The following is a 23,084-nucleotide window of genomic DNA, read 5'->3' on the forward strand; positions in this document are numbered from 1 at the left end:
AGTGTGTTCGGATGAGACTTTTGGCCGTAGATCGTTTGATTTCGGGTGACGGTGAACGGGTAATCGACCAGGGTGCGATATGCATAGATGGTCGGGGAGTCATTGTTGATGTGGGTACGGAGAACGAATTGTCAGCACGTTATCCTGAATTCGAAATCACTCATTACCATGGCTGTACATTGTTGCCGGGCTTAATTGACTTGCATGTGCACATTGGTTATTGGTACAGCAAACCCGACTTTATGGAGTACAACGACATGCTGATGACATTGCTCGCAGCTTCGAACCTGAGAAGCGCACTTTCATTAGGTGTGACAACAATTCGAGATGTTGCTTCCGAGGACGGGCTCTGTCGCACCTTGAAATATGCAAGTAAGCAAAAACTCATCAGTTCTCCTCGGATCTATGAAGTAAATCAAGGCATCATTATGACTGGAGGGCATGGATGGCAGCTAAAAGGGTCTCTGCGTGAAGCGAATGGACCTTGGGAGGTTCGCACAGCCGTTCGTGAACAAGTAAGGGCTGGTGCAGAATGGATCAAATTGATGACCAGCCATCGCACTCACTCTCCGGAATTCACGCAGGAAGAGCTGGATGCTGCGGTAGGTGAAGCACACCGACTTGGGAAGAAATGCTGTGTCCACGCATCAATGCAACCAGCTATTCAAATGGCGATCGATGCTGGGTTCGATACGATTGAGCACGCGACGTTTATGACTGTAGAACAAGCAAGGCAAATGAAAGAAAAGGGCTTGGTATGGGTACCAACAATGGTCACTTTTTTCCAGCTCGCCGAACAATCGCACAGCCGACTGAAAAAACTGGCGGACAGCAACGGAATGCTAGATGAATCACTTGAGCTGTACGAGTCTTTCTATATCGAATCGGAAAAGGCTTATCGCGAGAACTTTGCGAAACTGCTGGAAACTGGTGTGAAAATCGCGACAGGTACCGATATTGTCCTAGACAAACAACCAATAACGCCTGTTGCTGACGAGATCGCATTAATGGTCGAGCTGGGAATGGAGCCACTTCGAGCGATTCAAGCAGCAACACAAACGGCTGCAGAGGTCCTCGATCAAGGTCACAGATTTGGCACGTTGGCACCTGGTTATGTAGCAGACATACTCATCGTACAAGGAAATCCGGTGGTTACGATTGGGGATCTAAAGAACGTACGAGAAGTTTTTTTAGAAGGGAAATCTGTCTTTATAAACACACCTGCCATGTAAACGAACAGACAGGATTGCCGGGAGAGCGAAAAGATGCAAAAACATACAGATTTTGAACAGCTACTAAAAGAAAAGTTCAACGGATTGTCTATTGCTCAGAAAAAGGTAGCCCAATATGTCATAGAGTATCTCGAAAGGTCGGCATTCCAAACCGCTGTCCAAATCGCACGAGAGGCAGAAGTCAGTGAAACTACGGTGATCCGCTTGTCGTATGCACTCGGATTCAGCGGATTCTCTGACATGCAGCAAATGATCCGGGAGCATTTTTTGCAAGGTACCAATATTGGCTCCACCCAGCAGGACATCGACATCCAGCAACCTTCTACACATACGAACCCGTTCGTCAGGGCTTTGGAGCAGGAGATCTCCATTTTGCAAAGAACGCTGGCTAACCTAAACGAAGCAGAGCTGCACAGAGCAGTCGACACGCTCTACGATGCAGAGCATGTTCTGATCATTGGGCATCGTGGCTCTTATTCAGCAGCGAGCTGGATCTCCTTTATGCTTGGGATGATGCGTGAGAATGTTCATCTATGTCCTTCAGGTGGGCAATCTTATGAAAAACTGTTTATCACTCCTTCTAATTCCGTCGTGTTGGTCATTTCGTTTCCACGGTATTCCAGGGATTCGGTTCATCTCGCGGAGACAGCCAAAAACTTGGGCAGTACAATCATTGCTGTAACGGATCGGTTGCTGTCGCCAGTTGGCCGTTTGGCAGACATCACGCTTACTACAGAAATCAACACCGATGTGGAGTCGGGAGCAGCATCGATGTCTTCGGTAATCTCCTTGCTCCATTTGCTTGCACTTGGCGTCATTGAAAAGGGGCAAGAACAAGTAAAGACACGTCTAAAACAGTTGGAGCAAATTTATCACAAGCAAGGTGTATTTATCGAATAGGCGAAAGAACTACTGACGTTGCACTTGTCAGTGGTTTTTTGCGTTGACAGGAAAAAAGCGATCTACTATATTTGTTGTACATACAACAAAACGGAGTTGAAGGAACATGGCTGACGAAAGTTTCTTGCACAACTGTTTGTTTTTTACGACGAACCGTTTGAGCCGTGCCATAACCAAGATGGCAGAGGAAGAATTTGCGATGACAGGACTGACCCCTATGTATGGCTATCTCATTCGACTGGTCATTGGAAATCCAGGCATTCCGCATAAAGAGCTTGCGGAAAAATTGTATATCTCCCCATCGACGCTTACTCGATTTGTCGATAAATTGGAGCGTAAGCAATTAGTGGAGCGACAGGTGCAGGGAAAAAACGTATTTCTATACCCTACCGAGAAGGGAAGAGAGCTAGAAGGCACCATTCGCCTAGCTTCCAAAAACTTTTACAACCGCTACCAACGGATTCTCGGCGTAGATCCATCCATTCAAATCGCCAAAGAAATGGAGATAATGAGCGAGCAGCTTGAGAAAGAGTAGATTTTTTTCAACCTTACTTGTATGTACAAACAACAACATAAAAAGGTGGAGGAAACCTGTCATGAACATGAGAGAGAAAGCTCCAGGTATCTATTATGGCTGGATTGTTGTCTTCATTACATTTGTTACATTGCTCGTATCTGCCGGAATCCGTTCCATGCCGAGCATCCTCATGCTGCCGTTTGAAAATGAATTTGGCTGGAGCAGAGGAGGCATCTCCAGCGTGATTTCTGTCGGAATTTTCTTATATGGTTTGACGGGACCTTTCTCGGCAGCCTTGCTGCAAAAATTCGGAATACGCAGAGTAGTCGTGATATCTCTGGCCGTATTGGCCATCAGTTTGTCGCTTACGCCCTTGATGACTGCACTGTGGCAATTTGATATTTTGTGGGGCTTGGTTTCGGGACTTGCCACTGGAATGATGGCAAATGTGCTTGGTGTTACCGTAAGTAATCAATGGTTCGTACATCGCAGAGGCCTCGTCGTTGGCCTGCTTACCGCCAGTGCAGCTACAGGACAATTGCTGTTTTTGCCGCTACTGGCAAAAATTACAGTAGAGGCAGGTTGGCGTTATGCGATTTTTACTTCTGTAGCGGCCCTGGTAATCGTACTGATTGTTGTCGCCATTTGGTTTCGTAACCATCCGTATGATGTAGGGCTTGCTCCATATGGGGGTGATGAGGTTGCACCGCCCGCTCCGTTTACCGGTAATATCTTTTTGGCGCCATTACTTGCCCTGCGCTCTGCACTTAAGAACACTACGTTCTGGCTGCTTTCAGGCACTTTCTTTTTTTGCGGCTTTTCTACGAATGGTTTAATAGGCGCGCACCTTATCCCAGCTTGTGGGGACTTTGGCATTCCGGAGGTGACCGCGGCAGGTCTACTTGCATTGATGGGGCTGTTCGACCTGATCGGAACGACGCTGTCAGGGTGGCTGTCAGATCGCTTTGATAGTCGCAAGCTGTTGTTTATTTACTATGGCCTTCGCGGTCTGTCGCTGATGTTTTTGCCTTATGCCCTAGAATCCGGTCCCACAACACTTCTCATTTTCTCCATTTTCTATGGACTCGACTGGATTGCCACAGTTCCGCCTACTGTGAAGCTCGCGGCGCAAGAATTTGGGAAAGAGAGCGTAGGCATGATTTTCGGGTGGATCGTTGTGGCTCATCAGGTCGGAGCATCGGTTGCCGCCTACGGAGCAGGCGTGATGCGGGAATGGCTCGGCAGTTATTCCGTTCCGTTTATCGTTGCTGGACTCGTCTGTTTGCTCGCAGCATTAATGGCGATGCGTATTGCCAAACAGACAAGTATGTCTGTTGGAGAGCTTCAGAATTAAACAGCGTGAATATGCACGACAAAAAAACAGCCAGGACCTGAAAGAAAAAGGTCTGGCTGTTTTTTATTGTCGTGGTATAGCAGAAGTATATTGGCGAAAAAAGGATGCAAAGCTTTGCCAAAAGAGCAGCGAACGGGCATCCCTAGAGGATTACCACGTGTTAGAGCGTAATATCCAACTCTTTTAGCTTTCGATAAAAAGTAGTTCTCCCCATCCCAAGCTTTGAGGCGAGAGTCGATTTATCCCCATGGTACGACTCCAGATATTTTTTGATAATGACCCGCTCCGCCTCCAGCATGCTTTCCCTGTAGCTTTCTTTTATCCCTATCTCAATTTTTTCCTCATCGCCCGGCCATTCGGTAGAGCGATCGTCCATGCATTCCACAACGATTTGTTTGATCGATTCGGGGGTATGTCTCTCATCCGGATCCATCAGAATGGAGAAACGCTCCAAAATATTGTGCAGCTCACGAATGTTCCCCGGATAATGGTATTTTTTCAATTCGTGATACAGGTTCCCTGCAAATGGCTCAATTTGCCGATAAAGTTCTTTGCTCTGATTTTTGAGGAATTGCTTGGTAAGAAGCGGGATATCCTCCAATCGATTGCGCAAGGGTGGAACCTTCACTTTTAGCACATTCAGCCGGTAGTAAAGATCTGCGCGGAATGTCTGGTTTTTCACGAGATGAATCAGATCTTCGTTGGCCGCAGCCAGCACGCGAATATCAATAGGGATGACCTTGTTACCTCCGACGCGCACAACTTCCTTTTCCTGCAAAACGCGCAGTAATCTGGCTTGAAAATGAAGCGAAATCGAATTGATTTCATCCAGAAATACAGTGCCATTATGCGCCACCTCAAACAAACCCTTTTTCCCATTTTTTGATGCCCCTGTAAATGCTCCGTCCTCGTACCCGAAAAGCTGACTTTCCAAGAGCGTTTCGGGCAGGGCGGCGCAATTGATGGCGACAAACGGATGCGATTTTCTCTTGCTGTGATTGTGGATGCTTTGGGCAAGGAGTTCTTTTCCGGTACCTGTCTCCCCAATGATGAGGACGGTTGAGTCAGTTAACGAGAACTTTTTTGCCCGCTCGATAGTCCGTTTCATTTCGGCATTCTCGCAAATGATGTCTTCAAATGTCGCTTTGGCAACCTGTCCTTTTGCTTCATTTTCCAGTCGGTACTTTTGCTCGATTTTTTGGATGTCGGTAATGTCTTGAAAGGTCAATACGTTCCCGATCTTTCTCCCTTGTTGGTAGATGACTGTCTTGTTTGTATTTAAACGCGAGTGCGCAAACGAGATGATTTTATCTTGAAAATGGTCATGATTCGCAAGTTCCTGAAAAGAATCGTGTGAAACGGCTTGCGACAATTCTTTTCCTAGCAAGCTTTCAGGTGAGAGATGAAGCAGCTCACGGGCCGAATCATTGACAATGGTTATTTTGTCGTGTCCATTTGTTGCGATGATTCCATCTCGAACGGAGTTAATGATTGCTTTGAACTCCTGATTGTTTTTTTCTTCTTCTCTTTTAAAATGGATGATTTCGATAGCGCGTTCGATTGACTCGAGGATGCTTTTTTCCGTGTAAATGAGTGTGCCCTGAAGGCCGTGTTGTTTGGCAAAGGTAACAGCAAAGCCTGTACCGATGACAGCGCCTTTTGTTTTGGAAAAATCTTTGATTTTTACCCGCAATTCCTCCGGGGTGTGATAAGTGATGTACTCCAGCTCGATGTTTAGTAGATCTTGCAGGGCCGAGTAGTCGTACCTCAGGTCAGCAATGTCAAACATGGCGATGGCAATACGAGTGGAGTACGGAATGGATTTTTTTACAGCAGAAAGAATGTCAGACGGAGTGAGGTGTAAATGGATGACTGGAATATGTGTCTTGCTTTCCAAGAGTCCCTTGGTAAATCGGCCCGTAATGATAATATCGGTTCCCGTTCTTTCCACACGTGGCAATAATGTATGGATCAGGTCATCAGAATCTTCCGGATGAGATTCGAATACTTGGATGTTCACATTCATTTTGCTTCCGAGCATGGCCGTGATCCTTGTAGCTAAATGGATGAAATCTCCTTGCCCCAGTATCGAAATATTCGTCATCAAGGCTGCTCTCTCCTGACTAGGGAAAATGACATACTCTAGTAAACCACTCTATTTAATGATAATTCTAGAATGGTTCTTATGTTCCTTTTTTGGTACGTTTGTTCCACTTATGGGATAGCTTGTCCTCGAATGATGCGCAGAAACACGGTAAAACGAATGTTCTGACTATTGGCACAAGTCATGCATTAATACCCATGCATATAGGAAAGGGGTGCTTATCGTGTTTACGATTAAACCAAGGGTCCAAGGAGTTACACAAGAGCTGCTCGATCTGTACGAAACCGTGAGTCCATCAACGATTGGCCATCTTACTGATTTTGGTTTTCTGACAGGTTTGCAGCCTCTGTTTCGTCCGATTCGGTTTGTTGGCAATGCAGTTACCGTACGCATCCCACATATCGATGCGACAGCAATCCGCCACGCCATTGGACTGGTGGAGCCAGGCGATGTAATGGTGGTAGATATGTCTGGCGACGAACAGCGCGCCTGCTGGGGCGAGTTTATCACGTATGCAGCTGTCACCAAAAAGGTAGCCGGAGCCATCGTTTCGGGCTGCGTGACGGATGTTCGCCCGATTATGGAGCTTGGCTTTCCTATTTTTTCACGCGGGATAAGTGCTCTCACTACCCGTGCTTTAAATCTGGAAGGAGAAGTGAATACGACAGTCAGTATTAGTGGTGTCGGGATCAATCCAGGAGATTTGGTGGTTGCGGACGATGATGGGGTTTTTGTCGTGAATCCTGCCCATGCCAAAGAGTTCGCCATAAAAGCACTGGAAAAACAGCAGAAGGAAAAGCAGTTGCGAGAAGAGCGCGGTTACGATCAGCTTTTTGTGTCCCGAGCGAAGCAGTCGTAAGGATAGACGGTAAAAGATATAAACCAAGGGGGATGGCGGGAATGAGATGGAACCGAGTACGGAAGGCGGCTGGACTTTTGCTGCTATCGTTGACATTGCTCGTATCTGCCTGCGGCTCGTCCGCAACGTCGGCAGACGGAGAAGTGGAAGCAAAGGATTTAATCGTTGCCTTGACTGGGGATCCTGTGAGCTTGGACCCGCACAATGCGACTGACACGATCTCCAGCCTGATCAATTATCAAATCCTGGACACGTTGGTCGCGTTCAACGAAAAAATGGAGATCGTACCGCGACTTGCCGAAAGCTGGACGGCTTCCGAGGATGGAAAAACATGGACATTCAAGCTGCGCCAAGGTGTGACTTTTCATGATGGGACTCCCTTTAATGCCGAAGCGGTGAAAATCAGTTTTGAACGGGTAGCGAATAAAGAAAAGAAACTGAGTCGCCGTGCATTGGTAGGACAATTTATTGATCATATTACCACAAGTAACGATTCAGAAGTGGTGTTCCACCTGAACACGCCACAGGGACCGTTTCTGAACAATTTAGCGATTACGGCAAGCGGTATCCTAAGTCCCAAGTCAATCCAGGAAAACGAACAGGGGATTGCTAAAAATCCAGTTGGAACAGGTCCTTTCATCTTCAAGGAATGGACGCCGGGCGATGCGTTGGTACTGGAAGCCAATCCGAAATACTGGGGTGGCAAACCAGGCGTGAAGTCCGTCACGTTTAAGCCGGTTCCGGAAAATGCCGCGCGAGTCATTATGCTGGAAACAGGTGAGGCAGACGTCATTGAAAAGGTGCCGGCATCAGAAATTGAACAATTGAAGAGCAAGGATGACTTGCAGATCATATCCAGAGCGACGAATCGTGTGCTGTACGTCGGAATCAATACAACAAAAGCCCCATTAGATCAGATCAAGGTACGCCAGGCATTGAACTATGCAATCGATCGGGAGACGCTGGTCAACAAGCTGTACGAAGGACGAGTCAAAATGGCGACGGCTGCCGTGGCGGCGCAAACCTTTGGCTACAGCGATGTCGGAGCCTATCTGTACGATGTGGAAAAAGCAAAGCAATTGCTGGGGGAAGCGGGAGTAAAGGAAGGGACGAAGCTGAGATTAATCTTGGCGGCAAACGTCATTCAAGATCGGCCGGCAGCCGAATTTGTCCAGAACCATCTTCAAAAGCTGGGTCTGGATGTGGATTTGAAAATACTTGAATTAGGAGCGTATTTGGAATCGTTAAAAGATCCAAACAGCTATGACCTGTTCGTACGAGGAGCTTCAGCCAATACAGGGGATGCTGATTCTGTCTTAAGCGATGGATTGTTATCGACGAATGCAACGAATTACTCCCGTTATTCCAATCCAGAGGCAGATAGGCTGATAAAAGCGGGGGCAGCGCAGGTCAAGCCGGAAGATCGCCAGAAATCTTATGCAGAAGCATTGCAGCTGATCAAGGAAGAGGCTCCGTGGATCTCTCTGCATGAGGACGTGGGATACGTAGGCGTGCGAAAAAATGTGGAGGGTGTCGAGCTTCAGCCGACCTATATTTGGGACCTGCGGAAAGTAGTCAAAAAATAAAAAGGAGTGAGAGGAATGTCTTTTCAAATCGTGATGGCGCAGTTGGGTTCGACGGATGACAAGCAAGTGAATCTGCAAAAAGCAGAAAAAGCGCTGCAGGAGGCAAAGGATATCCATCGCGCAGACCTGGTCGTGTTTCCAGAGGCGTATATGAGCTACTTTCTAGTGGGTACGCCAAGAGAAGTGAAGCTAAACGATGCTGAGACGATTCAGGGTCCATTTGTCAGCAGGATGTGCGCACTTGCTCAAAAGTACGACGTGTGGGTCATCTTTGGAATGCGCGAGCGGACCGAGGATGACGAGGATGACGAGGATGATCGCGTATACAACTCTGTTGTCCTCGTAGATTCACAAGGCACAATCGTGAGTACGTACCGAAAGACACATTTGTACGATGCTTTCGGTGCGCAAGAATCGCAAAATATCAAACCGGGTGATTCGTTATTCACGCCGATTGAAACGCCTTTTGGCAAAATTGGTTTGCTCGTTTGCTATGAATTGCGTTTCCCAGAAATTGCGCGTTATCAGGCGCTGCACGGCGCAGATATCCTGATCGTTCCGTCTGGGTGGGTGAAGGGACCTGTGAAAGAAAGGCATTGGGAAAATCTTGTATCTGTTCGTGCATTGGAGAACACGGCTTATGTGGTGGCGTGCAATCAGGTCAATGATTATTACATCGGCCAAAGCCTGATTGTGGATCCGATGGGGGTGGTGCTGGCCCAAGGTGCTGAGACGGAATGCCTGATCCCTTGTCGGATCGACCTGGCTCGTGTGAAGGAAGTACGGGCGAAGCTGCCCTCACATTTGCACAGGATGCCAGGAATGTACGCGTAACAAAAAGGAGGTATTCCTTTGCTCAGCTATATTGCGCGGCGACTGCTGCAAATGATTCCAACCTTGATCGGTGTGTCTCTTCTTTGTTTTATCATCATCCACTCGGTTCCGGGCAATCCGGCCCATCTGATTGCAGGTGTCGATGCCACAGCCGAGGAGATTCGAATCGTCACGGAGAGATTGGGACTTGATCGTCCGTTGTATGAACAATATGGCAGCTACGTATGGGGGTTGCTCCAGGGAGACCTGGGCACTTCCCTCCGTTCTGACCGGCCGGTGGTAGAAGAAATCTTGTCGCGATTCCCCAATACGATTATGCTGACACTGCTATCCGTAGTCATCATGGTGATCATTGGGCTGTTTGCCGGAGTGATTTCTGCCACGAAACCAAACAGCATCCAGGATAACACCGCAATGATGGTTTCTTTGTTCGGCATCTCGATGCCAGTCTTTTGGTCTGGAATCATGCTGATTTTGGTGTTTTCCTATTATTTGCAATGGCTTCCGTCCGGAGGAAGCACCCAGTTCAAGCATTACATTTTGCCTGCACTCGCACTGGGACTATCCTCTTCTGCGGTGCTGGCTCGGTTGACGCGTTCCAGCATTTTAGAAGTGATAAATCAAGATTTTATTCGTACGGCACGCGCGAAAGGCGTACGAGAAAAGCTCGTCATTTACAAGCATACGTTGAAAAATGCGTTGATTCCGATCATTACGATCATTGGTTTGGAGTTTGGTCATCTGCTAGGTGGAGCTGTTCTCACGGAAACCGTTTTTTCGATGAACGGTCTTGGACGCTATATCATTCAATCCATCCAGTTTCGGGATTATCCGGCCATCCAAGGCAGCATTTTATTTGTCGCTGCCCTGTTCGTCATCGTGAATCTCGTTGTTGATCTATGCTACGGCTCGGTTGATCCAAGAATTCGATACGATTGATGCGAAGGGGGGACGCGTGATGAGCGAATCCGAGATCACACTGCACGTTGCCAATAAGACGGCGGAGCCTGTCTATGAAAGGCGATCGCCGTGGGCCTATATGATCCGTCGTTTTAAAAAGAACAAGCGAGCATTGGTTGGTTTTTGGATGGTAGTCATTTTTGTTGGGCTGGCTATCTTTGCTCGTACGATTGCACCGTATGATCCGATCGAACAAAACATGAATGTGATTCTGCAGCCTCCTTCTGCCCAGCATTGGTTCGGAACGGATGAATACGGGCGCGATATTTTCTCGCGCATTCTGTACGGCGCTCAAATCTCGTTAATGATCGGTATCGTAGGCGTCTTGATATCCGTGATGATCGGAGTAGGGCTGGGGACAATCTCCGGCTATTTTGGCGGGAAGACCGACATGCTTGTCATGCGCATCATGGATATTTTCATGGCATTTCCAAGCTTTTTACTCGCACTCGCCATTGTCAGTGTTTTGGGACCCGGCATGGGAAACGTGATGATTGCCATTGGCATTTTTTCTGTCCCTACCTTTGCGCGCATATCGCGAAGCTCGGTCATCTCGGTAAAAAACAAGGAATATATCGAGGCCTCCAAATCGATGGGGGCGACCCATTCCCGCATCATTTTTAAACATGTCATCCCCAACAGTGTTGCTCCGATTATCGTGTTGTCGACGATGCGCATAGCTACTGCGATTTTGACGGCTTCTGGACTTAGCTTTCTCGGCATGGGAGCACAACCGCCTACCCCGGAATGGGGCGCGATGCTCAGCACAGGCAGAGAGTATTTGCGGTCGGCACCGCATGTCAGCACGATCCCGGGCCTGGCCATCATGTTTATGGTGCTGGCTTTTAACATGCTGGGAGATGGTCTGCGTGATGCACTCGATCCGAAAATGAAGCTGTAAGAGAGGAGGGGTAGGAATGGAGCGTGCCATACTTACGATCAAAGGATTGAAAACATATTTTTACACCGACGATGGAGTCGTACCTGCCGTTGATGGCGTGGATATCCAGATACGTGGAGGGGAGACTGTCGGAATCGTCGGAGAGTCTGGCTCCGGGAAAAGCGTAACCTCCTTGTCTGCCATGCGATTAACGCCTGGAAAGGTCGTCGAAGGCTCAGTCTCCTTTAACGGCAGAGACATTTTACATTTGTCTGAGGAGGAAATGAGGGAGATTCGCGGCAACGAAATGGCGATGATTTTCCAGGAGCCGATGACGTCGCTAAACCCTGTGTTCACGATTGGCGATCAGATCGGAGAAGCCGTTCGGATTCATATGAAATACAACAAGGTGCAAGCACGGGAGCGGTCCATCGAAATGCTGAAGCTCGTTGGCATACCAAGAGCCGAACAGATCGTAGATGAGTATCCTCACCGTCTATCTGGTGGGATGCGGCAACGGGTGATGATTGCCATGGCGATGGCTTGCAATCCGAAGCTGCTCATAGCGGATGAACCGACTACAGCCTTGGATGTGACGATACAGGCGCAAATTTTGGATTTGATGCGGGAGCTGAAAGCAACCAATGGGACAGCGATCCTATTGATTACACATGACCTGGGTGTCGTCGCAGAAATGTGTGACCGTGTAGTTGTGATGTATCACGGAAAAGTGGTGGAAGAAAGCGATGTCGTCACTCTGTTTACGAATCCGCAGCACCCGTATACCCGGGGGCTGATGAAGTCGATGCCGACACTCGAATCCGAAGAAAAACGGCTGTACGCGATTAAGGGAAGTGTGCCAGCTCAAGGGGCGTTGCGGAAAGGCTGCAGTTTTGCTCCTCGTTGTGATTACGCAATGGACATTTGCCGAGTCGAGGTGCCGGAACTGATCGAAATCGGTTCGGGTCATCTTAGTAGATGCTGGCTCCATACATCCGAGGGGAGGTGGAGCGGTCATGAGTCAGCCGCTAATTGAGGTACGCAACTTGAAAAAGTATTTCCCCATTAGAAAAGGGATTTTCAGCAGAACCATCGGATACGTAAAAGCGGTGGACGGGTTGGATTTTACGATATTAAAAGGGGAGACGCTCGGATTGGTAGGGGAGAGCGGTTGCGGGAAATCAACGACGGGCAGAGCGATCTTGCAATTAGTTGAACCGACCGAGGGCGAGGTCAGATACGAAGGCAAAAATTTGGTTGGGATGCCAACAGCCGATTTGAGTAAGCTCCGCCGGGACATGCAAATGGTTTTTCAAGATCCGTACGCTTCGCTCGACCCGCGTTTAACGGTTGGGGATATTATCGCGGAGCCGCTCGAAATTCATCGTATCGCCCAAGGCAAGGAAAAAAGCAGACGAATTGATGAGCTGTTACATGTCGTCGGACTCGGCAGTGCTCACGCCAAACGGTACGGTCATGAATTCAGCGGCGGACAGCGTCAACGGATCGGGATCGCACGTGCCTTGGCGCTAAATCCTAAGCTGATTGTCGCTGATGAACCTGTATCGGCTTTGGACGTTTCCATCCAATCCCAAGTGATCAATCTCATGCAGGACTTGCAGGAGCAATTTGATTTGACGTATTTATTTATCGCCCATGATTTAAGCGTCGTGAAGCATATCAGCAATCGAATCGGGGTGATGTACTTGGGGCGTATCGTGGAGTTGGCCGACAAGCGTGAGTTGTTTGATTCCCCCATGCATCCGTACACAAAAGCTCTCTTGTCTGCAGTACCAACGCCAAACCCGCTATTGAAAAAAGAGAGGATCGTGCTGCGTGGAGACGTGCCGAGTCCAGCCAATCCTCCGGCAGGCTGCACCTTTCACCCACGGTGCAGTGAATGCATGGAAATTTGCAAGACAGTGAAGCCTGACTTCAAAAGAGTAAACGGTCGATTTATCGCTTGCCATTTATACGAGTGAAAAAGCCTGCTTACCTAAGGAGGATGTACGAATGAAGCCAACGAACTATATGAAAGAGATGAGCTGGACGACCTTCGCCGAACGTGTAAAACAGACCGATCTGGTTCTGCTGCCGACAGGTGCTTGTGAAGTGTACGGTCCGCATCTGCCGCTTGGTTCTGATCTGTTGGTCGCAACGAAGCTGGCAGAGAGGGTAGCCGCGCGTGTGAATGCAATCATTGGTCCAGCGCTTGAGGTGGGTGATTCATCAGCGCTGGATGATTTTCCTGGCACGATCACGATCAGACCTGATAGCTACAAGTCGTATCTTGAAGATGTTGTGAAGAGTTTGATCAAATGGGGTTTTAAACGCATTCTGTTCATCAACGGACACGCTGGCAATGTAGCCATGATTAATCATGTTTCCCAGACGCTGCGGGAGCAACCAGAGATCCGTTGTGCGCAAATCGATTGCTGGCGATTTATCAAAGCACAGGATCATGATGTTGTTGAATCAGGCGAAGTGGCGCACGGGCATGCCGGTGAAGTAGGGACCTCGGTACTCATGTACTTGTATCCAGATCTGGTTGATCCAAGCCAGTTCGTCGATGAGCTGCCCAAGCAAAAAGACTTGTTTCCAGAAATCATTAAATATTCGCGATACTCGACGAAAACCGATTCAGGTACCATCGGTTGCCCAACATTGGCATCGAGTAAAAAAGGCGAGGTACTGGTCCAGCGTTCCGTCGATCGGATAGTTCAGTTTCTCCATGAATCGTGGGAGGTCCCCCATTCTTGAGCGATACGAAGGCCAGCGGCTCACTGAATAAGGATAGGAGGATTTTGGCATGGAGACAAGAGAAAATCACGTGAGAGTAGCCGTTGTACAAGCAGCTCCTGTTATCATGAATTTGCCTGAAACGATGGAAAAGCTGCGCTCCCTGACGTCAGATGCGGCCGAAAAAGGGGCAAAACTCGTCCTTTTTCCAGAAGCTTTTATCTCGGCATACCCACGGGGGTTAACCTTTGGCTCAAAAATCGGAAGCCGCTCGGAAAAAGGTAGGGAAGATTGGTACCGGTACTGGGAAAGCTCCATATTGGTGCCAAGCCCTGAAACCGATAGGCTTGGCAAAATCGCGAGCGATTACGGTGTGTATCTAGTAGTAGGTATAACGGAAAAAGAGAGTATGACAGGAACACTGTATTGCACCGTTCTCCATTTTGGACCAGACGGGACACTGCTCGGCAAACATCGGAAACTAAAGCCAACTGGAATAGAGCGACTCGTCTGGGGTGAAGGAGACGGGAGCACATTACCTGTCTTTGAAACGCCATATGGAAAGATGGGGAGCCTGATTTGCTGGGAAAATTACATGCCGCTTGCACGAATGGCGATGTATAGCAAAGGTGTCGAGCTCTATCTGGCGCCGACAGCAGATTCCAGAGAGGCGTGGCAATCGACGATTCGGCATATCGCGCTGGAAGGCAGATGCTTTATCTTGTCTTGCAACCAGTTTGTGACAAAAGAAATGTATCCGACAGATCTGGCCTGCTACGACGAATTGGCATCAGAGCCTGAGATCATGTGCAGCGGTGGGAGTGCCATCGTTGGACCGTTGGGCAACTACGTAGCAGAGCCCGTGTATGGTCGGGAAGAAATTTTGTTCGCTGATCTGGATAGGAGTCATATTGTAAAAAGTAGATTGGATTTTGATGTGAACGGACATTATTCCAGGCCTGATGTGTTTCAATTATGGATTGATGACAAAGCGAAAACGAATACGAAATAAGAGAAGCTTGCATACAGGTACATGAGGGACATTTCTAGCAGAAATGCCCCTTTTTTTGTTTCCAATTCTCTTCGGAACCGACTGCTGGGGAAAATAGTAAAGAACTCATAAATTTAGGTAAATATATTAAAAAAGTGGCAAGCTTGTTATCGCTATACTTGAATTGCGTGTATTGCGCGAATATACAGAAAAGGAATGGTGTAGCATGAAATCTTCATACTGGCTGACAAATACGAAGTTGGAAAGCGGCTATTATTTTGAAAATGACAGCATTGTCGGAACGAAAACAGAGAGTTGTCATTTACGTATAGAAGAAGGCAAGATCGCGCAGATTTTGTCTGTACAAGAGCCTCTGCAAACGGAATTGCCGATCGTGGATGGAAAACACATGCTTTTGCTTCCTTCTTTTCAGGAAATGCATATTCATTTGGATAAAACGTATCACGGTGGGCCCTGGAAAGCTTGCACGCCCGTTTCGAATCTGTTTGAGCGTCATGAGGAAGACAAGGGACTGCTTCCCATGTTTCTCTCGAAATCGCAGGAGCGAGCCGAGCTCGTTTTGGAACTCATGCTCCAAAACGGGATTATGCGTATCCGTGACCACTGTCATGTTGATCCACAGGTTGGACTGAAGTTTTTGGAGGCACTGCAACGTGCATATGAGCCTTTTTCCGGCAGAATCTCCCGTGAGATCGTGGCCTTTCCGCATTATGGTTTGTTGCGGACCAATGCAAAAGAGAGTGTGAGAGAAGCCTTGCGCCAAGGAGCAACCCATGTTGGTGGAGTAGACCCAGCGGGCGTGGACGGCGATGTCGAAAAATCATTGCAAACGATGATGGAGCTGGCCGTAGAAAACAATGTGGATGTAGATTTGCATTTGCATGATCCCGGACACCTTACACTTTTTACGATAAAAAGGCTGGCTGCCCTTACAGAAGAAGCTGGATGGGAGGGAAGGGTTACGATTAGCCATGCCCTTGGCTTAGGGGACATTTCCTTGTCGGAGGTAAGTGAGGTCGCAGAGAGACTTGCCCAATTACGTATTGATATTACTTCAACGGTTCCGATCAACAGGCTGACGATTCCCATCCCTTTGTTACATGAAAAAGGTGTCTTGGTATCATTGGGGAACGACGGCGTGCTAGGGAACTGGTCGCCATTTGGCAGCACAGACATACTAGAGAAAGCAAATCGCTTGGCGGAGCGATTCCGCTGGAGTGATGAGCGTTCATTGAGTAGAGCACTGGGTTTTATTACTGGTGGTAAGATTCCTTTAAATGAAACGGGAACTCGCATCTGGCCAGTGGTTGGTGATGAAGCAAGCGGGGTTTTCGTTGATTCAAGCTGTTCTGCAGAAACTGTCGCCAGAAGAGCGAAGCCACAAGCGGTCATCGCAAAGGGTTACGTGATGGGGAAAATCGAACCCTACCTGTTGAAAGGATGAGTTGCCATGAAAACAAAGTGCGTTTTCAATGCTCTGGTCGCTTTATCATTGAGCTTTACTGCTATGGTCACCGGATGTTCGTCCAGTGAAAAGCAATCGACAACTGGCAGTGAACAACAGGTGAAGACGAATGGGAATGGAGGGACATTGGTTGTCGTCAGATCTGCTGATGCCAATAATCTAGATCCTCACTTTTTAACAACGATCGTGTCTGGTTCGATTGTGAATAACAAAATCTATGAAGGCTTGGTCAGACTCTCCAAAGATATGACCTATCAACCTGCGTTGGCAACAGAATGGAAGCAGCTAAGCGACGTAATCTGGGAATTCAAGCTTCGCCAGGGGGTAACCTTTCACGATGGCTCTCCCTTTAACGCTGACGCTGTTGTGAAAACATTTGAGAGGATACTGGATAAAAATGTGGGTGCAACAAGGGCTCAGGCTTTTGAAATGGTGAAAGAAGTGAAGCCTATTGATGATTTTACCATTCAGTTTATTTTGAAAAGGCCGTTTGCTCCCTTTTTTACCGTTCTTGCAGGCAGCGAAGGAAGTATCCTTAGTCCGAAAGCTGTGGAGCAATACGGCAAAGAATTGACCAAGCATCCCACAGGAACAGGACCGTTCACCTTTCAATCTTGGCTGCCGGGCCAAGAAATCGTGCTCGTAAGAAATGAGACATACTGGGGAGAACAAGCAAAGGTAGATAAAGTGGTTTTCAAAGTCATCCCCGAAGATGCTACTCGCATTGCCATGGTAGAATCAGGGGAAGCGCATGTTGCAGAGCAGCTGCCTGTATCAGAAATAAACCGTGTACAGTCTTCCAAAGTAATGGGCCTTGGCAGCTACGATTCTTTTGGGGTTGACTACATTGGATTCAATTTTAGAAAAAAGCCGTTTGATGATGTGCGTGTTCGTCAAGCGATCAGTCACGCCATTGATTCCGGGGCCATCATCCAAGGAATCTTTAATGGAATCGGTACGCCGGCAAATACTTCCTTGGCGCCAACCGTATTTGGGTATGATCCTCAAGTAAAGCTTTACTCCTATGACCTAAATAAAGCGAGGCTGTTGCTAAAAGAAGCTGGCTATCCAGATGGATTTCAGGCTTCGATCTATACAAGTGATAATAAATTACGTATCAGCATGGCGGAAGTCATCCAGTCCCAGCTGAAAGGAATTGGCATCGATCTACAAGTGCAGGTGATGGAAATCGGTGCCTACGTGGCAGCTGCATCTAAAGGGGAGACCGAAATGTTCATCAGTAACTGGGGAGCTAGCGCAGATGGAGACTATACACAATATAATCTGTTTCATAGCCGTTCCCAAGGCAGTCCCGGGAATCACTTCTTCTATAGTAACCCCCAAGTAGATCAATTGATCGATGGGGCTCGTTCAGAGGTAGCTTCGGAGAAACGGAAGCAATTGTACGCAAAGGCGCAGCAGCTTGAAATGGAAGACGCTGTGATGATTCCGATACGAAATTCTGTAAACCTGGCAGCGATCAGCAGCCATGCAAAAGGGATATGGATCAGTCCAAACGGGCATATTCAGGTGAACGAAGCTGTGATTACTCCTTGACCTCGTAAAAAGACAACAGCTGGAAGGGCATGCCATAGGGGGTGCACTCAGATGTTGTCTTTTTCTTTTTTGCGAGACGTATTTCCACAGTGTTGCTATCTTCTTGATAATTTGAGAAATGGTAGCTTTTTGAAAGCCATGCTCGATAAATAGATCACGAGCGGCTTCGAGCAGTTTTTTTCTGGTTTGCAGAGAGCGCAGTTTTCTCGTGTGGAGCTTTTCACGCGATTTATCCATGTTGATTCCTTTCATGACATTGTGATTTTTGTCTCGATTCATCATCTTATTCTGACATGGGCGCAGACGGAAATGTAACTGACATGATATCATTGACATGATGTCAGTTATAGAATATTCTAAATATAATTAGTAAATCAAGTCAAAAAAGGGTGGTCACGATGAAAGCATACACATTCGATCCGTCTGTTGACTGTGCAATCGCTTTGGATCAAGCTGATGAATTGGCTTCGTATCGCAGTGAGTTTTACATAAAAGCAGATCGGATATATTTGGACGGCAATTCCCTCGGCCTGCTTTCAAAAAGAGCGGAGCAGTCGCTCTTAGATGCGCTGGATTCGTGGAAGGAATACGGCATCGACGGCTGGACGGAAGGTGCCAAACCATGGTTTTATTTGTCCGAGCAATTAGGGGAAAAGATGGCTCCGCTCGTGGGAGCGTCACCTGAGGAAGTCATCGTCACCGGTTCTACTACCGTTAATTTGCATCAAGTCGTTTCTACTTTTTATCAACCGACAGGCAAACAAACCAAAATCCTCGCAGATGAACTCAATTTCCCATCCGATATTTACGCCATGCAAAGCCAATTGAGAGCAAAAGGCTATGATCCTGATGAGCATCTCGTTCGAGTAAAAAGTCGTGATGGTCGCTTCATTGAAGAAGATGATATCATCGCTGCGATGTCGGATGAAATCGCCCTGATCGTGCTGCCCAGTGTCCTATACCGCAGCGGACAAATTCTGGATATGAAAAGGCTGACGGAAGAGGCCCACAAACACGATATTTTGATCGGTTTTGATTGCTGTCATTCTGTTGGGGCGATTCCGCATTTCTTTGATGAGTGGGGCGTTGATTTTGCTGTTTGGTGCAACTATAAATATTTGAACGCAGGTCCAGGCGGTGTAGGAGCGCTGTATGTGAACCGGAGGCATTTTCATCGCGTGCCTGGTCTTGCGGGGTGGTTCAGCTCTCATAAGGAAAAGCAGTTTGACATGGAGCACGTACTCACACCAGCTACGACGGCCGGCGCTTTTCAGATCGGGACACCTCATTTGCTGAGTATCGCTCCTTTGATCGGATCGCTCGAAATATTTGCGGAAGCCGGAATCGATCGCTTGCGTAAAAAGTCACAACAACTCACCAGCTATATGTTGTTTCTGATCGGACATGAGCTGGATGGCATGGGCTTTACGATAGGAAATCCATTCGAAGAAGAACGGCGCGGCGGGCACGTTTTCTTGGAGCACCCGGAAGCCGCCAGAATATGCAAAGCATTGAAAGCAAATGGAATCATCCCCGACTTCCGGGCTCCAAACGGAATTCGCCTGGCTCCGATGGCGCTATACAACACCTACGAAGAAGTATGGAAAGCGGTCCAAATCCTTGCAAAAATCATGAGAGAAGAGCAGTACAAACAGTTTGAGAACAAAAGAGGGGTCGTCGCGTAACGGGGAAACCTCTGCATGCCTTGTAAATGGTCCCGACTTGTCGTGGCCATTTTTCTTTTCTCTCTCCTTCTATTCTTATCGTCGATGATGAGCCACAAATTTTAGAGATTCTGTCATCGTACCTGCAAAAGGAAGGCTATCATGTACTGACGGCGTCTGAAGGGAGGGAAGCGCTAGAGATAGCAGAAGCGTACCCATTAAGCCCTGATGATTCTCGACCTAATGCTGCCTGATTTGACCGGTGAAAATGTATGCAGGGAAGTACGCAAATCTTCTCGGATACCCATCCTGTTGGAACAAACGTAGCACAAGACTATGAAGAAAAGATGGAGATCACAATACTTGCTTGACCGCTAGGAATAATGGGATTAAACTTATTGGTAATGTAGCCGATCAGTCAATTGAAGGCTCCTATCACTTGTACCAAGCAAGTGAGGGAGTCTTTTTTCTATTTTCACCTACATAAAGTGAGGGGGATGGATATGGAGTATAGATGTCTGATTTGCCAGCAGGATTTTCAGGTAGAGGCGAGTTTATGGCGAATTCGGTTTCTTCACCGTTATGCATATGAATTTTACAGTGATAAGCAAATTCAAGAGATGGTGAGGGAGGAGCCCTTGAATGTTTCTGAAGTGATGTGCATCGAAGCGTTTAATGCCAAGACGTTTATGGGAGTGAATGCTCTTGGAAAACACGTCTCGATCTTTGAGTAAGACAAAATTGTGCCGTCCGATCCGACCGAATGCTCCAGGATGGCTGTTACATGAAGGGGAGGCGATTGGATGCATATCGAAAACCTCGAAGCGTTTGTTTATGTGGTGCATTTCAACAGCTTCAATAAAGCGGCAGATGCCTTGTTTTTATCACAGCCCTCTATATCCGCGCGCATTCAAACACTGGAAAGGGAATTGGATGTGAAACTGTTTTTGCGTGAAGGAAAGAACTTTTCATTGACGGAGAAAGGAAAGCAGTTTCTCCCGTACGCCCAGCAAATTCTTCAATCGTACCGAAAAGGAAAGCAGCAGCTGCGCCAGGAACAGACCAACTTGCAAGAGTTGAAGATCGGCTGCACGGCCTCCGTGTCCGCTTATATCCTGCCGGAACTGCTACCCCTTCTTAAAAAGATCCATCCCGAGATGCAAATCAAGCTACTGACAGCGCCAAGCGAAACCATCTTGGAAAAAGTGCTGCAAAAAGAGATCGATCTGGGACTTGTGCGCAATATCAGCCATCCGCTAGTCGACTCTGTTTTGTTCTATGAAGACCCCATTCGCCTGTATGTTCATGAGGGACATCCCTTCATCGAACAGCCTCCGCTCAGCCTAGACGAGATTGGTGGAGAAAAGCTCGTTTTTTTCGAATGCGGGTCGCTTGACTGGATGAAGCTGCACAGCTTGTTCGAAACGTTGCAGCGCCCACCTGTCATCGATTTGAACATCGACAATCATGAGACAGCCAAGAAATGCATTGCAAAAGGGATGGGTATCGGCTTTTTGCTAGATCTATGCGCTCGGAAGGAAGTGGGGGACAATCAGTTGGTCCCGATTGGCATTCCTTCGCTTGCAAGACTTTCCTTGCGTACAAACATCATCACCTTAAAGGGCGAAGGTACAGAGATTCGCAAACGTTTTTTAGGGCTAATCGGGCAAGTTTGAAATTCGCCAGAGGGATGCCGAGGTGTTCAGTATTTGATCCAAGTTGTTGCACCTAAAGATACAAAGGCGACTCTCAAATGAGGGATCGCTTTTTTCTGTTCGAACATTTTTAGGTAGAAAGATACATATAAAGTGCAGGACATTAGATTGATAAAACGAATTATTCAGAATATAAATAAAGCATGCCATTTACGTACCCACTGTTAGGAGGCTGTAAAGATGTCCCTATCCAATCAATTAGCCTATATGACTGCCAGTGAACTCGCATCACGTATCCGGCGCCGTGAGCTTTCACCTGTTGACGTGACGAATGCCTTTATTGAGCGAATTGAAGAGAGGAACGCAAGCCTGAATGCCTTTATTTATTTTGGTTTTGATGATGCCAGACGAGCAGCTAAGGTAGCGGAGCAAGCTCTCATGTCCGGTGAGGAAATTGGCCCACTACATGGGGTTCCAACCGCTATTAAAGATTTATTTGACTTCAAGCCAGGCTGGGTCACGACATTTGGTGGGATTCGAGCGCTTCGACAAAACGTCGTTGATTTTTCCTGCCTGTATACCGAACGAATGGAAAAGGCAGGAGCCATTATCGTAGGGAAGACCAATAGTCCGTTGCTCGGGTTTCGTGGAACATGCGACAATTACTTGTTTGGTCCCACGCGTAATCCGTTTGATCTGAGTAAAAACAGTGGTGGTTCTTCTGGAGGCAGTGCTGCAGCAGTTGCGGATGGTTTACTTCCTGTCGCAGAAGGCACGGACGGTGGGGGTTCCATCCGGATTCCTGCTTCCTGGTGCGGTGTATATGGATACAAAGCTTCTTTTGGCCGTGTTCCACATACAGGCCGTCCTAATGCATTTGGAGGTACGATGCCGTTTCTTTATGAAGGACCAATTACGAGAACGGTAGAGGATGCCGCCATCTCCCTCAACGTGTTATCTGGTTATGACGCGCGTGATCCATTTAGCCTGCCCGATGAAATTGACTTTACCAAAGCGCTGACCCGCTCCGTCAAGGGCTGGAAAATTGCGTACAGCCCTGATTTTGATATCTTCCCAGTCGACCAAAAAGTAAAAGAGGTAGTGGCACGTGCAGTTTGGGCATTCTCAGAAGCTGGCGCGCACGTAGAGGAAGTCCGCGTCGGAATCAAATACTCCCATCGCGAGCTGAGTGATTTATTGTGTCGTTTACTCATGCCGGGAAGTGTACGGATGCTAGAAAGCATGAAGCAAGGCGGGTTGGATTTACTGGCTGATCATCGTGAAGATTTTCCGCCCCAAGTCTTGGAGTGGCTGGAGAAAGCATCATGTTTAACGGCACAAGACGTGCTTCGTGATCAGGAAATGCGGACTGATATTCATGATGCGATTCAAGGCGTCTTTGACCAATACGATTTGCTCATTACCCCTACATTGGCCTGCTTGCCTGTCGATAACGCGATGGATGGAAACACAATGGGGCCAAGCATGATTAATGGAGAAGAAGTAGATCCACTGATCGGCTGGTGCATGACCTATTTCATGAACTTTACAGGTCACCCTGCGGCTTCGATCCCTGCGGGCTTTGCAGATAATCATCTTCCGGTGGGCATGCAAATTATTGGGAAACGATATGCGGATGCAGACGTCCTAACGGCAAGTGCCGTGTTTGAAAGATTGCGACCATGGCATCAGCATTATGAGCGTTGTGCAAATCGACTTGTGACAAACTAACAATGGTAACGGCAGGTTCTGTACAAAAAGCCACT

The 23,084-nt window shown here is 47.7% G+C and carries 21 protein-coding genes; 20 read left to right on the plus strand and 1 reads right to left on the minus strand.

What is annotated here, in order from left to right; translation table 11 throughout:
• Positions 1-11 precede the first annotated feature (11 nt).
• The 4 genes from ACIFQN_RS11370 to ACIFQN_RS11385 all read left to right on the plus strand — a co-directional run bounded on the left by ACIFQN_RS11370 (position 12) and on the right by ACIFQN_RS11385 (position 4,003).
• On the plus strand, positions 12-1,232 hold the full coding sequence (locus ACIFQN_RS11370; protein ID WP_429833133.1) for an amidohydrolase family protein: 1,221 nt from the start codon (positions 12-14) through the stop codon (positions 1,230-1,232).
• 33 nt (positions 1,233-1,265) lie between these two features.
• Positions 1,266-2,132, plus strand: a complete 867-nt coding sequence (locus ACIFQN_RS11375; protein ID WP_429833134.1) for a MurR/RpiR family transcriptional regulator — start codon at positions 1,266-1,268, stop codon at positions 2,130-2,132.
• A 106-nt stretch (positions 2,133-2,238) separates the two neighbouring features.
• On the plus strand, positions 2,239-2,667 hold the full coding sequence (locus ACIFQN_RS11380; RefSeq protein WP_429833135.1) for a MarR family winged helix-turn-helix transcriptional regulator: 429 nt from the start codon (positions 2,239-2,241) through the stop codon (positions 2,665-2,667).
• 61 nt (positions 2,668-2,728) lie between these two features.
• Positions 2,729-4,003 (plus strand): MFS transporter, encoded by a 1,275-nt coding sequence (locus ACIFQN_RS11385; protein ID WP_429833136.1) that lies wholly within the window; start codon positions 2,729-2,731, stop codon positions 4,001-4,003.
• A 160-nt stretch (positions 4,004-4,163) separates the two neighbouring features.
• Here ACIFQN_RS11385 and ACIFQN_RS11390 read toward each other — a convergent pair whose 3' ends face one another.
• Positions 4,164-6,107: a sigma 54-interacting transcriptional regulator gene (locus tag ACIFQN_RS11390; protein WP_429833216.1), complete on the minus strand. Its 1,944-nt coding sequence runs from the start codon at positions 6,105-6,107 to the stop codon at positions 4,164-4,166.
• A 223-nt stretch (positions 6,108-6,330) separates the two neighbouring features.
• Between ACIFQN_RS11390 and ACIFQN_RS11395 the strand changes: the two genes are divergently transcribed.
• The 16 genes from ACIFQN_RS11395 to ACIFQN_RS11470 all read left to right on the plus strand — a co-directional run bounded on the left by ACIFQN_RS11395 (position 6,331) and on the right by ACIFQN_RS11470 (position 23,049).
• Positions 6,331-6,966, plus strand: a complete 636-nt coding sequence (locus ACIFQN_RS11395; protein WP_429833137.1) for an RraA family protein — start codon at positions 6,331-6,333, stop codon at positions 6,964-6,966.
• 41 nt (positions 6,967-7,007) lie between these two features.
• Positions 7,008-8,552, plus strand: a complete 1,545-nt coding sequence (locus ACIFQN_RS11400) for a glutathione ABC transporter substrate-binding protein (RefSeq protein ID WP_429833138.1) — start codon at positions 7,008-7,010, stop codon at positions 8,550-8,552.
• Positions 8,553-8,567: 15 nt separating this feature from the next.
• Positions 8,568-9,386: a carbon-nitrogen hydrolase family protein gene (locus ACIFQN_RS11405; protein ID WP_429833139.1), complete on the plus strand. Its 819-nt coding sequence runs from the start codon at positions 8,568-8,570 to the stop codon at positions 9,384-9,386.
• An 18-nt stretch (positions 9,387-9,404) separates the two neighbouring features.
• Complete coding sequence (nikB, locus tag ACIFQN_RS11410) at positions 9,405-10,325, plus strand: nickel ABC transporter permease (protein ID WP_429833140.1); 921 nt, start codon at positions 9,405-9,407, stop codon at positions 10,323-10,325.
• A 19-nt stretch (positions 10,326-10,344) separates the two neighbouring features.
• Positions 10,345-11,247 carry a nickel transporter permease gene (gene nikC, locus ACIFQN_RS11415; RefSeq protein ID WP_429833141.1) on the plus strand — a complete coding sequence of 301 codons (903 nt, stop codon included), beginning with the start codon at positions 10,345-10,347 and terminating at the stop codon, positions 11,245-11,247.
• A gap of 16 nt (positions 11,248-11,263) precedes the next feature.
• Complete coding sequence (locus ACIFQN_RS11420) at positions 11,264-12,262, plus strand: ABC transporter ATP-binding protein (RefSeq protein WP_429833142.1); 999 nt, start codon at positions 11,264-11,266, stop codon at positions 12,260-12,262.
• The gene (locus ACIFQN_RS11425; RefSeq protein WP_429833143.1) at positions 12,243-13,208 is read left to right on the plus strand and encodes an ABC transporter ATP-binding protein; all 966 of its coding nucleotides are present in this window, start codon (positions 12,243-12,245) and stop codon (positions 13,206-13,208) included. Before ACIFQN_RS11420 ends, ACIFQN_RS11425 begins: the two co-directional genes overlap by 20 nt.
• 31 nt (positions 13,209-13,239) lie before the next feature.
• Positions 13,240-13,986 (plus strand): creatininase family protein, encoded by a 747-nt coding sequence (locus tag ACIFQN_RS11430; RefSeq protein ID WP_429833144.1) that lies wholly within the window; start codon positions 13,240-13,242, stop codon positions 13,984-13,986.
• 49 nt (positions 13,987-14,035) lie between these two features.
• On the plus strand, positions 14,036-14,977 hold the full coding sequence (locus ACIFQN_RS11435; protein WP_429833145.1) for a carbon-nitrogen hydrolase family protein: 942 nt from the start codon (positions 14,036-14,038) through the stop codon (positions 14,975-14,977).
• Between the two features lie 205 nt (positions 14,978-15,182).
• Entirely contained in the window at positions 15,183-16,421 is a 1,239-nt protein-coding gene (locus ACIFQN_RS11440; protein WP_429833146.1) for an amidohydrolase, read from the plus strand.
• A 6-nt stretch (positions 16,422-16,427) separates the two neighbouring features.
• Complete coding sequence (locus tag ACIFQN_RS11445) at positions 16,428-17,999, plus strand: glutathione ABC transporter substrate-binding protein (protein ID WP_429833147.1); 1,572 nt, start codon at positions 16,428-16,430, stop codon at positions 17,997-17,999.
• 398 nt (positions 18,000-18,397) lie between these two features.
• On the plus strand, positions 18,398-19,684 hold the full coding sequence (gene kynU, locus ACIFQN_RS11450; protein ID WP_429833148.1) for a kynureninase: 1,287 nt from the start codon (positions 18,398-18,400) through the stop codon (positions 19,682-19,684).
• 26 nt (positions 19,685-19,710) lie between these two features.
• Entirely contained in the window at positions 19,711-19,917 is a 207-nt protein-coding gene (locus ACIFQN_RS11455; protein WP_429833149.1) for a response regulator, read from the plus strand.
• Between the two features lie 249 nt (positions 19,918-20,166).
• Positions 20,167-20,397: a hypothetical protein gene (locus ACIFQN_RS11460; RefSeq protein ID WP_429833150.1), complete on the plus strand. Its 231-nt coding sequence runs from the start codon at positions 20,167-20,169 to the stop codon at positions 20,395-20,397.
• A 69-nt stretch (positions 20,398-20,466) separates the two neighbouring features.
• Positions 20,467-21,339: a LysR family transcriptional regulator gene (locus ACIFQN_RS11465; RefSeq protein WP_429833151.1), complete on the plus strand. Its 873-nt coding sequence runs from the start codon at positions 20,467-20,469 to the stop codon at positions 21,337-21,339.
• Between the two features lie 219 nt (positions 21,340-21,558).
• Entirely contained in the window at positions 21,559-23,049 is a 1,491-nt protein-coding gene (locus ACIFQN_RS11470) for an amidase (RefSeq protein WP_429833152.1), read from the plus strand.
• The last annotated feature ends 35 nt before the right edge of the window (positions 23,050-23,084 follow it).

This window comes from Brevibacillus sp. NRS-1366 (assembly GCF_050467985.1).

Bases quoted from the DNA above. Each gene is read 5' to 3' on its own strand.
- ACIFQN_RS11370 (WP_429833133.1), top strand. From the start codon at position 12: ATGAGACTTTTGGCCGTAGATCGTTTGATTTCGGGTGACGGTGAACGG.
- ACIFQN_RS11375 (WP_429833134.1), top strand. From the start codon at position 1,266: ATGCAAAAACATACAGATTTTGAACAGCTACTAAAAGAAAAGTTCAAC.
- ACIFQN_RS11380 (WP_429833135.1), top strand. From the start codon at position 2,239: ATGGCTGACGAAAGTTTCTTGCACAACTGTTTGTTTTTTACGACGAAC.
- ACIFQN_RS11385 (WP_429833136.1), top strand. From the start codon at position 2,729: ATGAACATGAGAGAGAAAGCTCCAGGTATCTATTATGGCTGGATTGTT.
- ACIFQN_RS11390 (WP_429833216.1), bottom strand. From the start codon at position 6,107: ATGACGAATATTTCGATACTGGGGCAAGGAGATTTCATCCATTTAGCT.
- ACIFQN_RS11400 (WP_429833138.1), top strand. From the start codon at position 7,008: ATGAGATGGAACCGAGTACGGAAGGCGGCTGGACTTTTGCTGCTATCG.
- ACIFQN_RS11405 (WP_429833139.1), top strand. From the start codon at position 8,568: ATGTCTTTTCAAATCGTGATGGCGCAGTTGGGTTCGACGGATGACAAG.
- nikC (WP_429833141.1), top strand. From the start codon at position 10,345: ATGAGCGAATCCGAGATCACACTGCACGTTGCCAATAAGACGGCGGAG.
- ACIFQN_RS11420 (WP_429833142.1), top strand. From the start codon at position 11,264: ATGGAGCGTGCCATACTTACGATCAAAGGATTGAAAACATATTTTTAC.
- ACIFQN_RS11425 (WP_429833143.1), top strand. From the start codon at position 12,243: ATGAGTCAGCCGCTAATTGAGGTACGCAACTTGAAAAAGTATTTCCCC.
- ACIFQN_RS11430 (WP_429833144.1), top strand. From the start codon at position 13,240: ATGAAGCCAACGAACTATATGAAAGAGATGAGCTGGACGACCTTCGCC.
- ACIFQN_RS11435 (WP_429833145.1), top strand. From the start codon at position 14,036: ATGGAGACAAGAGAAAATCACGTGAGAGTAGCCGTTGTACAAGCAGCT.
- ACIFQN_RS11440 (WP_429833146.1), top strand. From the start codon at position 15,183: ATGAAATCTTCATACTGGCTGACAAATACGAAGTTGGAAAGCGGCTAT.
- ACIFQN_RS11445 (WP_429833147.1), top strand. From the start codon at position 16,428: ATGAAAACAAAGTGCGTTTTCAATGCTCTGGTCGCTTTATCATTGAGC.
- kynU (WP_429833148.1), top strand. From the start codon at position 18,398: ATGAAAGCATACACATTCGATCCGTCTGTTGACTGTGCAATCGCTTTG.
- ACIFQN_RS11455 (WP_429833149.1), top strand. From the start codon at position 19,711: ATGGTCCCGACTTGTCGTGGCCATTTTTCTTTTCTCTCTCCTTCTATT.
- ACIFQN_RS11460 (WP_429833150.1), top strand. From the start codon at position 20,167: ATGGAGTATAGATGTCTGATTTGCCAGCAGGATTTTCAGGTAGAGGCG.
- ACIFQN_RS11465 (WP_429833151.1), top strand. From the start codon at position 20,467: ATGCATATCGAAAACCTCGAAGCGTTTGTTTATGTGGTGCATTTCAAC.
- ACIFQN_RS11470 (WP_429833152.1), top strand. From the start codon at position 21,559: ATGTCCCTATCCAATCAATTAGCCTATATGACTGCCAGTGAACTCGCA.